The sequence below is a fragment of the Geodermatophilus ruber genome, from assembly GCF_900114385.1.
Lineage (GTDB): Bacteria > Actinomycetota > Actinomycetes > Mycobacteriales > Geodermatophilaceae > Geodermatophilus > Geodermatophilus ruber.
Genome location: NZ_FOSW01000014.1, coordinates 122,378 through 134,110 on the forward strand (window position 1 = coordinate 122,378; position 11,733 = coordinate 134,110).

General features: G+C 74.5%; 11 protein-coding genes. 9 read left to right on the forward strand and 2 right to left on the reverse strand.

What is annotated here, in order from left to right:
- Window positions 1-125: 125 nt before the first annotated feature.
- Window positions 126-2,789 carry a bifunctional diguanylate cyclase/phosphodiesterase gene (locus BMZ50_RS19455; protein WP_177212894.1) on the forward strand — a complete coding sequence of 888 codons (2,664 nt, stop codon included), beginning with the start codon at window positions 126-128 and terminating at the stop codon, window positions 2,787-2,789.
- A 122-nt stretch (window positions 2,790-2,911) separates the two neighbouring features.
- Here the strand turns inward: BMZ50_RS19455 and BMZ50_RS19460 are convergent, their stop codons facing one another.
- Both BMZ50_RS19460 and BMZ50_RS19465 read right to left on the reverse strand, forming a co-directional pair.
- Complete coding sequence (locus tag BMZ50_RS19460) at window positions 2,912-3,385, reverse strand: DUF1707 SHOCT-like domain-containing protein (RefSeq protein WP_091328477.1); 474 nt, start codon at window positions 3,383-3,385, stop codon at window positions 2,912-2,914.
- Between the two features lie 219 nt (window positions 3,386-3,604).
- Complete coding sequence (locus tag BMZ50_RS19465) at window positions 3,605-4,768, reverse strand: acyl-CoA dehydrogenase family protein (protein WP_091328480.1); 1,164 nt, start codon at window positions 4,766-4,768, stop codon at window positions 3,605-3,607.
- 87 nt (window positions 4,769-4,855) lie between these two features.
- Between BMZ50_RS19465 and BMZ50_RS19470 the strand changes: the two genes are divergently transcribed.
- From BMZ50_RS19470 to BMZ50_RS19505, 8 genes are all read left to right on the forward strand, one after another.
- Window positions 4,856-5,431: a TetR/AcrR family transcriptional regulator gene (locus BMZ50_RS19470; RefSeq protein WP_091328483.1), complete on the forward strand. Its 576-nt coding sequence runs from the start codon at window positions 4,856-4,858 to the stop codon at window positions 5,429-5,431.
- A gap of 11 nt (window positions 5,432-5,442) precedes the next feature.
- Entirely contained in the window at window positions 5,443-5,907 is a 465-nt protein-coding gene (locus BMZ50_RS19475; protein WP_091328486.1) for a GNAT family N-acetyltransferase, read from the forward strand.
- A 187-nt stretch (window positions 5,908-6,094) separates the two neighbouring features.
- Entirely contained in the window at window positions 6,095-7,006 is a 912-nt protein-coding gene (locus tag BMZ50_RS19480) for an aldose 1-epimerase family protein (RefSeq protein WP_245753744.1), read from the forward strand.
- On the forward strand, window positions 7,007-7,732 hold the full coding sequence (locus tag BMZ50_RS19485; protein WP_091328491.1) for an MOSC domain-containing protein: 726 nt from the start codon (window positions 7,007-7,009) through the stop codon (window positions 7,730-7,732).
- Window positions 7,729-7,953: an RNA-binding S4 domain-containing protein gene (locus BMZ50_RS19490; RefSeq protein WP_177212895.1), complete on the forward strand. Its 225-nt coding sequence runs from the start codon at window positions 7,729-7,731 to the stop codon at window positions 7,951-7,953. The genes BMZ50_RS19485 and BMZ50_RS19490 overlap by 4 nt, the downstream gene beginning before the upstream one ends.
- A 40-nt stretch (window positions 7,954-7,993) precedes the next feature.
- On the forward strand, window positions 7,994-9,181 hold the full coding sequence (locus tag BMZ50_RS19495) for a pyridoxal phosphate-dependent aminotransferase (protein ID WP_091328494.1): 1,188 nt from the start codon (window positions 7,994-7,996) through the stop codon (window positions 9,179-9,181).
- Entirely contained in the window at window positions 9,178-9,939 is a 762-nt protein-coding gene (locus tag BMZ50_RS19500; protein ID WP_091328496.1) for a nitrilase-related carbon-nitrogen hydrolase, read from the forward strand. The genes BMZ50_RS19495 and BMZ50_RS19500 overlap by 4 nt, the downstream gene beginning before the upstream one ends.
- 92 nt (window positions 9,940-10,031) lie before the next feature.
- Window positions 10,032-11,678 carry a CYTH and CHAD domain-containing protein gene (locus tag BMZ50_RS19505; protein ID WP_091328499.1) on the forward strand — a complete coding sequence of 549 codons (1,647 nt, stop codon included), beginning with the start codon at window positions 10,032-10,034 and terminating at the stop codon, window positions 11,676-11,678.
- Window positions 11,679-11,733 lie beyond the last annotated feature (55 nt).

Below are 11,733 nucleotides of genomic sequence, written 5' to 3' on the forward strand. Positions count from 1 at the left end.
CGAGTGAGTCCCCCGACCGATGAATCTTCCTCCGCTCAAGGGCACGGCAGGCCTTGACGAAACGTGATCGGGCCGGATCCGTCGACAGCAAGGGAGCTGTGATGCCTGTCGGGTGGGGAACCCCCGTGGGCCCTCGGTGGTGGCTGGCGCTGACAGCGGGACTGGCCGTGGTGCTGCTGCTGTCGGCGGTCCTGGGCGGCGGCACGATCTCCGAGGTCGCCTTCCTGCTGGGCATGGTGACCGTGTCCGCCGTGGCGTGGAGCGGTGTGCGGCGGCGCCGGCTGCATCGACAGGCCGCGGTGTGCCTGGCCACCGGGATCAGCCTGTTCGGCTTCGCAGACGTCGTGCGGCAGGTGGTCGCACTGCCCGGATTCTCCGCGGTGGATCTCATCTATCTCGCCGCCTACCTGTCCATCGCCGTCGGCATCCGGCTCCTGCTCACCGGAGAGTCGGGGACGGGGCGGTCGCGGGGCGGGCTCGTCGACGCCGCGGTCGCCTTCGTGGTGCTGGCCTACCTGGAATGGGAACTGGTGCTCGGCGCCGGAGCCGGCGGGCAGGCACCGCACACCGCGCCGGCGATCTGGGCGCTGCACACGATGCTGGACGCGTGCATCGTGGCCGGTTCCGTCCGACTGTGGCTCGCACGTCCCGCGCTGCGGCAGCTCGCCGGCTGGATGGGGCTGACGGCATCGGTCTGGTTCGCCGTCGACCTGACCTACCTGCGCAGCGGTGCCACCGTGCCGGCCTGGATCTTCGCGGCCTGGCTGCTGGCCGACGCATGCCTGGCCGTCGTGATCCGGGCGCTTCCCCGGGTGGCCGCGACGCCGGTGCACCAGGAGCAGGCGAAGGTCACGCTGCCCCGGATGGCGTTCGTGCTGACGCCGGTGCTCATCCCGCCGTCCTTCGAGCTGGCTGCCTACGTCAGCGGACGTGACATCAGCCCGGTGCCCGGGATCCTGGCCACTGTCGCGTTGCTCGGGCTGGTCTTCACCCGGGCTGCCTACCTCCTGCGCGACAGGGAAGCGTTCCGGCGCCGGCTGCACTCCCAGGCGCGGTTCTTCTCCGCGCTTGCCGCCAACTCCTCCGACGCCGTGGTCCTGCTCGACGCCGACGGCCGATTCCTCCCGGGCCCGGAGGAGCCGCAGCAGCAGGACCTGCAGTTGATGCCGCTGCTACGCGGTGGTGACGGACTGCGGACCGCCCTGGTGCAGAACCACGCCGAGACGCGGGCACTCGTCGCCCGGGCGCGCCGGGTCCCCGGTGTGGTGGTCACCGGACAGCTGAGCTCCCGGGACGAGTCCGGCCGCCCAACCTGGTTCTCCGTCCGGGTCGTGGACCTGCTCGACGACCCGGACGTGGCAGCCGTCCTGGTCACCGGTGACGACGTGACCGCGCGGACGGTCGCCGAGCAGGAGCTGATGCATCGATCGCTGTACGACGAGCTGACCGGTCTGGCCAACCGAGCTCTGTTCGACGACCGCGTCGCCCTGGCCCTGCGCCGCCGAGAGCGCTCCGGGACCGCCCCGGCCGTCCTCAGCATCGACCTCGACGGCTTCCGGGACGTCAACGAGAGCCTGGGCTATGACTACGCCGACCGGTTGCTGTGCGCCGTCGCCGACCGGCTTCGCGCGGTCGTGCGGTCGGAGGACACCGTGGCTCGGCTCGGCGCCGACGAGTTCGGCGTTCTCATCGAGGGCGGCGGTTCACCGCTCGCTGAAGCGGAGACCGTGTCCGCCCGCGTGCAGGAGGCGCTGGCCGAGCCGTTCGCCCTCGACGGCCACCAGGTGGCGGTGTCAGCCGGCTTCGGCCTGGCCGTCGCCGACCTCGACGTCGCCGACCTCGACGCCGCCGCCGCGATGGTGCTGCGCGATGCTGACATCGCCCTGCACCGGGCCAAGGCGGCCGGCCGGGGCCGAATGGTGGTGTTCGACCCCGAGATGCGCGCCACCGAGCTGCACCGGGTGCGGCTCGAGGCCGACCTCGCCCAGGCACTGGAGCGCGGCGAGTTGCATCTGGTGTTCCAGCCGGTGGTCGACCTGGCCACCGAGCGTCTGATCGGCTTCGAGGCGCTGCTGCGCTGGACCCACCCGACGCTGGGCCCCGTCCCGCCGGATGCGTTCATCCCGGTTGCCGAGGCCACCGGGCTGATCCGCGAGCTCGGCCACTGGGTGCTCGAGCAGGCCTGCCACACCGCTGCCGCGTGGCAGCGCACCTACCCGCAGGCGCAGCCGCTGGCGATCTCGGTGAACGTCTCCGGTCGCCAGTTGGCCGACGCCGACTTAGGCCGCTTCGTCGCCGATGTCCTGGCCGACTCCGGCCTGCCGCCGTGCTCGCTGGTCCTGGAGCTGACCGAGACCGCGCTGGTCGACGACCCGGCACGGGCCGCCGCCGACCTGGGGCGGCTGCGCGCACTCGGCGTCCGCCTCGCCGTCGATGACTTCGGCACCGGCTACTCCTCGCTGGCCTACCTGGGCCAGTTCCCGGTGGACATCCTCAAGATCGACCGATCCTTCGTCGCGGCGATCACCGACATCGAGCACCGCTCACCGCTGGTGCGCGGCATGCTCGAGCTCGCCCGCAACCTCGGGCTCGAGACCGTCGCCGAGGGCGTGGAGTCGGCCGTGCAGCGGGACCGGCTGCGCGCCGAGGGCTGCGACCGGGCGCAGGGCTACCTGTTCTCCCGGCCGCTGGACTCCACCGAGGCCGAGCTCCAGCTGGTCAACCTGACCGGCCGCAGGCGCCGGTCCACCGGCCGGACGGGAACGGGCCTGGACTCACGGGCACGCTGACCGGCCGCCGACGGGTTCGCCTGCGCACGGTCGCGACGGGTTGGTGTGCCGGCTCCGGACACACTGGGGCAGCACGCGGCTCCGCTGGTGGATCTCGCACCGGGAGCAGGTGGCGGCGGCGCTCAGGGGAGCTGGCGCCGCTTCCCGTCGCCGTCCCGCCCGGCGGTGATCGACTGGGCGAGCAGGATCGCGCCCCAGGGGCCGATGACCCAGACCGGCCAGGGGTAGAGCAGCTCTCCGGCGGCGAACGAGGTCACCAGCCAGATGGTCAGCACGATGACCGCGGTACCCGCCCAGCTGGCCCAGGCCGCCTGCCGGGTGTGCCTGCCGGCCCAGCCGTCCCAGTGCCCGGCACCGGCGATCCCGGAGTCGGGGACGGGTGCCGGGGCGGGGGACGGCGCCGGCTCGACCGGCCGGGGAGCCGGCAGGTCGGCGGTGAGCTCGTCCAGCTCGCCGTAGGTGCGGGCGGCGTAGGCGCGGCCGAGGCGCTCCTCGTACTCGAAAACGGTCAACCGGCCGGCGGCCATGTGCTCACCCAGCTGGGAGGCGACAGCTGCGCGGTCGGCGTCGGCTGCGCGCAGGTGCGGCTCGGGCATCGGGGCCTTCCTCGTAGGGAGCCCCAGTCTGGTCGCTCGCGCGCCGCGCGGTCCACCGGCGAACGTCACCCGTTCCACGTGGAACGGGTCTCAGGTGCGGCGGGTGCGAGCCAAGGCCGCGGCCGGGCCACCACGAGGAGATGACCAGTGCCATCTTCTCGTCGTCGGCGACAGCGACCATGGGCGCACTGGGCACCCGGTACCGACAGAACCGGGCCGTCAGCGCGCGGCGGCTGCCGACTCGGCTGCCAGGTGCCGGCCGATCACCATCCGCTGGATCTGGTTGGTGCCCTCGAAGATCTGCATGATCTTGGCCTCGCGCATGTACCGCTCGACGGGGAACTCGCGCGTGTAGCCGGCACCGCCGAGCACCTGGACGGCGTCGGTGGTGACCTTCATCGCCGCGTCGGTGGCCACCAGCTTGGCGATGCTGGCCTGGCGCGCGTACGGCTTGCCGGCGTCCTTGCGGCGGGCCGCGGACAGGTAGGTGGCCCGGGCCGATTCGACGGCGGCGGCCATGTCGGCCAGCAGGAACGCCACGCCCTGGTGCTCGACGATCGGCCGCCCGAAGGCCGTCCGCTCGCGGGCGTACTCCACGGCCACGTCCAGCGCGGACTGGGCGAGCCCGACGGCGACCGCGCTCACGCCGAGCCGCCCGGAGTCCAGCGCCGCCAGCGCGATGCCGAGCCCGCGGCCCGCTTCGCCGACCAGCCGGTCGGTCGGGACCGGCACGCCGTCGAGCCGGATCGCCGCCGTGGTGGACCCGGTGAGCCCCATCTTCTCCTCGGGCTTGGCGGCGGAGAACCCGTCGAGGTCGGGGGTGAGGTGGAAGCAGGAGATGCCGTTCGGGCCGTCGTCCGGCGTCCGGAGGAAGGTGGAGTAGAAGTCGGCCTGGCCGCCGTGGGTGACCCAGGCCTTCTCGCCGGTGGCGACCCAGCCGCCGTCGGTGACCTTGGCGGACGCCCGCATCGCGGCGGGGTCGGAGCCGGCGTGGGCCTCGGACAGGCAGTAGGCGCCGAGCAGGCGACCGCCGACCATCTCCGGCAGCAGGTCCCGGCGCTGCGTCGCGCTGCCGAAGTTGTCGATCGGGAAGCAGGACAGGGTGTGCACGCTGACCCCGAGGGCCACGCTCGCCCAGCGGGCGGCCAGCTCCTCGACCACCTGCAGGTACACGGCGTAGGGCTGACCGCCGCCGCCGACGTCCTCGCCGAAGGGCAGGCCGAGCAGCCCGGCGTCACCGAGGGTGCGGAACACCTCGCGGGGGAAGCGCTCCTCGCGCTCGTACTGCGCCGCCCTCGGCGCGAGCTCGGCGTCGGCGAGCTCGCGGGTGAGGGCGAGGAGGTCCTCGGCCTCCTGCGTGGGCAGTTCGCGGTCGACCGGCACGGCATCCTCCTCGACAGGAACAGTACTGAGCAATGTACGGCAGTACTGTCTTCGGTCCAGGTGCATGCTGTCGCGCGAGGAGGTGCCATGCCGGAGGAGGCGCGGTTGACCCGCCGGCAGGCGGAACTGCTCGACCAGCTGGAGCAGGTGTTCCTGGCCGAGGGGTTCGCCGGTTTCACCCTCGAGGACCTCGCCGTCCGGCTGCACTGCTCCAAGAGCACGCTGTACGCCCTGGCCGGGAGCAAGGAGCAGCTCGCGGCGCGCGTGATCCGGCACTTCTTCCGGAAGGCCACGGCCGCCGTCGAGGCCCGGGCGGCGACCGAGGAGGACCCGGCGCTGCGGGTCACCGCCTACCTCACCGCGGTGGCCCGGGCGCTGGCCCCCGCCGGGCCGGCCTTCTATCGCGACCTGGACGCCTTCGCCCCCGGTCGGGCGGTCTACGAGCGCAACACCGCGCTGGCCGCCGAGCGGGTGCGGGAGCTGATCGCCGACGGGGTGGCCCAGGGCCGGTTCCGTGAGGTGCACCCCGCGCTGGTGGCCGACACGGTCAGCACGCTCATGTTCCGCATCGGCCGGGGGGACACGGCACGCGCCACCGGCCTGGACGACGCCGCGGCCTACCGGGAGCTGGCCGCCCTGCTGCTGCACGGCATCAGCCTGTGAGGATCGGCGGCGTGCGCGTCCAGCCGGCGGCGTGGGACGACGAGGACGTGCGGCGGTTGACCGCGGCCCAGCAGGCCGAGCTGCGGGAGCGCTACGACGGCGCGGGCGAGCCGGGCACACGACCCTCGGCAGCCGACGTCGAGGTCGTCCTGGTGGCCCGGGACGCCTCCGGTGCCGCCCTGGCCTGCGGTGCGCTGCGGTCCCTGGGGGAGGGCGTCGCCGAGGTCAAGCGCATGTACGTCGTCCCCACCGCGCGGGGACGGGGGCTGTCCAGGGCCGTGCTCGCGGGGCTCGAGGCGGCCGCCCGCGAGCGGGGCTGGACGACGCTGCGGCTGGAGACCGGGCCGCGCCAGCCCGAGGCGATCGCGCTGTACGAGAGTGCGGGCTACCGGGCGATCGGGGCGTTCGGTGCCTACGTCGGTGCGCCCGACGCCGAGGGTTCGCTGTTCTACGAGCGGGTGCTCGACCCGGCGTGAACCCGTTCCGCCGCTCGGGACATCAAGGGGTGTGACGAGCTCACCCCCGCCGCCGGACCATCACCGTCCGCGGCCGTTTTCCCGGTGCACGCTGTCCACAGAATCGGCGAGCGCCTCGCCGAGGCGGATGCGTCGCCGGTCACCGCGCGGATGTCGTCGGTCCGGGCCGGTGTGGTGGGGTGGGCCCATGAGTGCCTGGCCCGCGACCGAGCCCACGGGCGTCGAGATCACCGCAGGTGACGCCCGCCTGGCGGTCGACCTCCGCGGCGGCGGGCCGCGCAGCCTCGTCGTCGGGGACCGCGAGGTGCTCGACGGCTACCCGGCCGGCACGGTGCCCTCGGGACGTCGCGGCGGGGTGCTGCTGCCCTGGCCGAACCGGATCCGGAACGGCCGGTGGAGCTGGCGGGAGCGTGATCTCCAGCTGGAACTGGCCGGCCCGGACAAGCCCACGGCCATGCACGGGCTCGTCTCCTGGCAGCCGTGGACGGTCCTGCACCGGTCGGCCGACGCGGTCACCGTCGGCACCGTCCTCGAGCCGCGCCCCGGGTACCCGTTCCGGCTGGCGACCGCCCTCGACTACGGGCTGGACGCCGACCGGCTGACCGTCACCCTGCGGGTCCGCAACGCGGGCGACGAGCCGGCTCCCCTCGGGGCCGGCATGCACCCCTACCTCGCCGTCGGCGCGCAGCGCGACGGCGGGATCGCCGACGCCGAGCTGCACCTCCCCGCCCGGACCGAGCTGGTCGTCGACGCGGGTGGGCTGCCCACCGGGGAGCGGCGCCCCTTCGACGGGGCGGTCGGCCGGATCGGCGACCGGGCGATCGACACCCCGCTCACGGACCTCGACCGCGACGCGGACGGCTGGGCGCGGACCCGGCTGCGCGGCCCGGCCGGCGAGCTGGAGCTGGCGGTGGACCGCTCCTGGCCGTGGCTGCAGGTCTTCACCGGCGACGGACTGCCCGAGGGGCAGCGGCGGCGCAGCCTGGCCGTCGAGCCGATGACCTGTCCGCCCAACGCCCTGGCCGACGGGGTGGACCTCGTCGTCCTCGACCCCGGCGGTGAGTGGTCGGGCAGTTGGACCCTGAGCTGGGAGGCCTGAGTGCACATCGCGGAGCTGTGGCGCTACCCGGTCAAGTCCCTGCAGGGCGAACGGCTCGTCCGCGCCGAGATCGGCCCGGAGGGGCTGGCCGGCGACCGGCAGTGGGCGCTGTTCGACCTCGCTACCGGCCACGGGCTGACCGCCCGGCGGGTGCCCGATCTGCTGTGGGCCGCCGGCCGGCTGCGCCCCGACGGTGGGGTGGAGGTGGTGCTGCCGGACGGGTCGGTCACCTCCGACGACGCCGTCCTGTCCTCCTGGCTGGGGCGGCCGGTGGCGCTGCGGGCGGCGGCGGACGCGCCGGGGGAGCGCCGGTACGAGAACCCCTTCGAGGTGGAGGAGGACGCCGAACGCGGCTGGGGCGCCTTCACCGGCGCCGGCGGGGCCTTCCACGACAGCGCCCGCACCCGCGTCTCGCTGGTCTCCACCGGCACGCTGGGCGGATGGGACCGGCGGCGGTTCCGTGCCAACGTCCTCCTCGCCGGGGAGGGGGAGGACGCGCTGGTCGGGCGGCGGGTGCGGCTGGGCGCGGCCGTGCTCGACGTCGTCAAGCACGTGGACCGCTGCGTCATGGTCACCCGGCCCCAGCCCGGCGGCCTCGGCCGCGACACCTCGGTGCTCAAGCGGGTGCACCGGGAGCGCGGCGGCACGCTGGCGATCGGCGCCCTGATCGCCCAGCCGGGCCCGGCGGCCGTCGGGGACGGACTGACCCTCGTCGAGGAAGGATGAGCTCCGTGCGCACCGTCGAGCTGCGTCCCGGTGAGGACTCCATCCGGCTCGGCCAGCTGCTCAAGCTGGTCGACGCCGTGCCGACCGGCGCCCAGGTGAAGGACGTCCTGCTCACCGGCACCGTGCGGGTCAACGGCGAGCCCGAGGAGCGCCGGGGCCGGCAGGTCCGGCGCGGGGACGTCGTCAGCATCGAGGGCCTGGAGGACGTGCGCGTCGGTTAGACGGCGTTCCACGTGGAACGCCGTCTGCCAGGCTGGGGGCATGACCCGGGCCCCTCACCTCGCCGCCCGCCTGCAGGGCTTCGGGACGACGGTCTTCGCCGAGATGAGCGCGCTCGCAGTGGCCACGGGCTCGATCAACCTCGGCCAGGGCTTCCCGGACTACCCCGGCCCGCCGGCCGTGCTCGACACCGCCCGCGCCGCCATCGGCACCCCGGCCGACCAGTACCCGCCCGGCCCGGGCATCCCCGAGCTGCGGGCGGCGATCGCCGAGCACGTGCAGCGGTTCGGCGGGCACGCCTACGACCCCGCCGACGAGGTGCTGGTCACGGCGGGCGCCACCGAGGCGGTGGCCGCCGCCCTGCTCGCCTTCCTCGAGCCCGGCGACGAGGTCGTCCTGTTCGAGCCGATGTACGACAGCTACGCCGCGGGCATCGCGATGGCGGGCGGTGTCGCCCGCCCGGTGCCGCTGCGCCCGCCCGCCGACGGCGCCGGCCGGTGGACCTTCGACCCCGAGGAGCTGCGCGCCGCGGTCACCCCCCGCAGCCGGCTCCTGCTGCTCAACACCCCGCACAACCCGACCGGCAAGGTCTTCACCCGGCCCGAGCTCGCCACCCTGTCGGCCCTGGCCATGGAGCACGAGCTGCTGGTCCTCGCCGACGAGGTGTACGAGCACCTCGTCTTCAGCGGTGCGCGGCACGCCTCGATCGCCACCCTGCCGGGCATGCGCGAGCGCACCCTCGTGGTCAGCAGCGCCGGCAAGACGTTCAACGTCACCGGCTGGAAGATCGGTTGGATCTGCGGCCCGGCACCGCTGGTCTCCGCCGTCCGCACGGCCAAGCAGTTCCTGACCTACGTCAACGGCGGCCCGTTGCAGCCGGCCGTCGCGGCGGGGCTGCGGATGGCCGACGACTACTTCACCGGGATCGCCCGCGACCTGGAGTACCGCCGGGACGTCCTGGTGCAGGGCCTGACCGACGCCGGGCTGCCGGTCATCTGCCCGGAGGCGACGTACTTCGCGACCGCCGACGTCCGGCCCGTGCAGCCCGACGGCGACGGGTTGGCGTTCTGCCGAACGCTGCCGACGCGGGCCGGGCTGGTCGCGATCCCGAGCGGCGTCTTCTACGACCCCGCGCACGCGCACCTGGGCCGGCACCTGGTGCGGTTCGCGTTCTGCAAGAGCGATGACGTGCTCGGCGAGGCGGTCGAGCGCCTGAGGAGGCTGGCATGAGGATCGCGGCGGTGCAGCACGACATCGTCTGGGAGGACCGGACGGCGAACTTCGAGCGCCTCGCGCCGCAGATCGCCCGGGCCGCCGGTGCCGGCGCCGAGCTCGTGCTGCTCAGCGAGACCTTCTCCACCGGCTTCTCGATGACGCCGGGCATCGGCGAGCCCGAGGGCGGGCCGTCGGCGCAGTTCCTCCAGGCCCGGGCGGCCGAGCACGGGATCTGGGTCGCCGGCAGCTGCCCGGAGATCGCCCCCGGCGGGGAGCTGCCCTACAACTCGCTCGTGCTCGCCGGCCCCGACGGCACCGTGCACCGCTACCGCAAGCTGCACCCGTTCACCCACGGCGGGGAGCACGAGCGCTTCCGGGCCGGCGAGAAGCCGCTGACCGTGCAGATCGGCGACCTGCGGATCACCCCGTTCGTCTGCTACGACCTGCGCTTCGCCGACGTCTTCTGGTCTGCCGCGGCCGACACCGACGTCTACCTGGTGACGGCGAACTGGCCGGCCGCCCGGCGGCAGCACTGGACGACGCTGCTGCAGGCCCGGGCGATCGAGAACCAGTCCTACGTCGTCGGCTGCAACCGGGTGGGGACGGCGCCCGACGGCACCGAGCACGCCGGCGACAGCCGGATCGTCAGCCCGATGGGGGAGCTGCTGGCCACCGCGGCCGGGGTCGAGACGTTCGTGCTCACCGACGTCGACCCGGCTGAGGTCGCCGCCACCCGCGACCGGCTGCGCTTCCTCCGGGACCGCCGCTCCTGACCGGAGTGGATTCGTGCGCGTAACGCGCACGAATCCACTCCGGTAGGGAGCCGACAGCACGCGGAACGCGCCGATCTGGATAGCGTCCGGGCATGAGCACCGTCCACCTGGAGATCGAGCGCAAGTTCGAGGCCGGCCCCTCGTTCGAGCTGCCCGATCTCGCCGGGCTCCCCGGGGTCGCCGAGGTGGGAGAGCCCGAGGAGCGCCCGCTCGAGGCCACGTACTTCGACACCGACGACCTCCGGCTGCTGCGCAACCGGGTGACGCTGCGCCGCCGCACCGGCGGCCCGGACGCGGGCTGGCACGTGAAGCTCCCGTCCGCCAACGGGGGACGACGCGAGCTGCACCAGCCCCTGGGCCCCGCGGTGAAGTCGGTCCCCACGGCCGTCATCGCCCCGGTGCTCGGCCTGCTCGGGACGGCGACCCCCGGGCCGGTGGCCATCATCCGGACCCGCCGGGTGGTCCTGGAGCTGCGCGGGCCCGACGGGCAGGTGCTGGCCGAGGTGGCCGACGACCGCGTGCACGGCACCGCGATGGCGGCCGGACCGGGTGAAGCGGCGACGGTGACCGAGTGGCGCGAGCTGGAGGTCGAGCTGGTCGACGGCGACGAGGCGCTGCTCGAGGCGGTGGCCGACCGGCTGCTCGCCGCGGGCGCCCGCCCGTCGTCGGCGCCGTCCAAGCTGGGCCTGGTGCTCCGCAGGCGGCTCGACGCGCAGGTGCGGGCACCGGAGGCCGGGCACGGCGCGGCAGCGGTCCCGTCGGGGGGCGGCGCGACACCGCAGGGCACGAAGAAGGCAGGGAAGAAGGGGAAGGGCGCCAAGGGGAAGCAGGGAAAGAAGGCCGGCAAGGACGGGCCGGCCACCGCCGGGGAGGTCGTCCTCGGCGCCCTCGCGGAGCAGCTGACCGCGCTGCGGACCGCGGACCTGGACATCCGCACCGAGCAGCCCGAGGGCGTCCACGACTTCCGGGTCGCGTGCCGGCGCCTGCGGAGCATCCTCGCCGCCTTCCGCCCGCTGCTGCCGCGCGAGCACACCGATCCGCTCCGGGAGGAGCTGCGGTGGGTGTCCGGTGAGCTGTCCGACGCCCGGGACGGCGAGGTCGCGCTCGAGCACCTGCGCGCGCTCGTCGCCGCCCAGCCGGAGGAACTCGTGCTGGGCCCGGTCGCCGCGCGGATCCAGCAGGCCGAGGTGCAGGAGCAGCGGGTGGCCGGCGAGGGGACCGCGACCGCGCTGTCCGGACGCCGCTACCTGCGCCTGCTCGACGCCCTGGACACGCTGCTGGCCGACCCGCCCGTCACCGAACTGGCCGCCGAGCCGGCCGGACCGGTGGTGGCCGACGCCGTCCGGCGCAGCGGCAAGCGCCTGCGCCGGGCGATCCACGCGGCGCAGGAGGCCGAGGGGGCCGACCGCGCCGCGCGGCTGCACGACGTGCGCAAGGCGGCCAAGCGGCTGCGCTACACCACCGAGGTGGCCGCCCCGATCGTCGGTGGGCCCGCCGCGGACCTCGTCACCGCCCTGAAGGAGGTGCAGGACGTCCTGGGCGGCGCGCAGGACACCGTCGTCACCCGGGCGTGGTGCAGGCGGCTGGGGATCGCCGCATTCACGGCCGGGGAGAACGCCTGGACCTACGGTCGGCTGCACGCCCTGGAGGAGACGCGGGCCGCCGAGGCCACGGCGGCGTTCTGGGCGCAGGAGCCCGCGCTGAAGCCGGCCGTCCGCGCGGTGGCCCGCCGGCGCTGAGCCCTCCCCCTGGGAGACGCCGGGAACGCGCAGCGTCCCGCCGTCGTCGAACCGA

Excerpts from the sequence above, each read along its gene's own strand:
- BMZ50_RS19495 (WP_091328494.1), top strand. The coding sequence starts at position 7,994 with ATGACCCGGGCCCCTCACCTCGCCGCCCGCCTGCAGGGCTTCGGGACG.
- BMZ50_RS19460 (WP_091328477.1), bottom strand. The coding sequence starts at position 3,385 with ATGCCCGAGCCGCACCTGCGCGCAGCCGACGCCGACCGCGCAGCTGTC.
- BMZ50_RS19470 (WP_091328483.1), top strand. The coding sequence starts at position 4,856 with ATGCCGGAGGAGGCGCGGTTGACCCGCCGGCAGGCGGAACTGCTCGAC.
- BMZ50_RS19490 (WP_177212895.1), top strand. The coding sequence starts at position 7,729 with ATGAGCTCCGTGCGCACCGTCGAGCTGCGTCCCGGTGAGGACTCCATC.
- BMZ50_RS19500 (WP_091328496.1), top strand. The coding sequence starts at position 9,178 with ATGAGGATCGCGGCGGTGCAGCACGACATCGTCTGGGAGGACCGGACG.
- BMZ50_RS19480 (WP_245753744.1), top strand. The coding sequence starts at position 6,095 with ATGAGTGCCTGGCCCGCGACCGAGCCCACGGGCGTCGAGATCACCGCA.
- BMZ50_RS19505 (WP_091328499.1), top strand. The coding sequence starts at position 10,032 with ATGAGCACCGTCCACCTGGAGATCGAGCGCAAGTTCGAGGCCGGCCCC.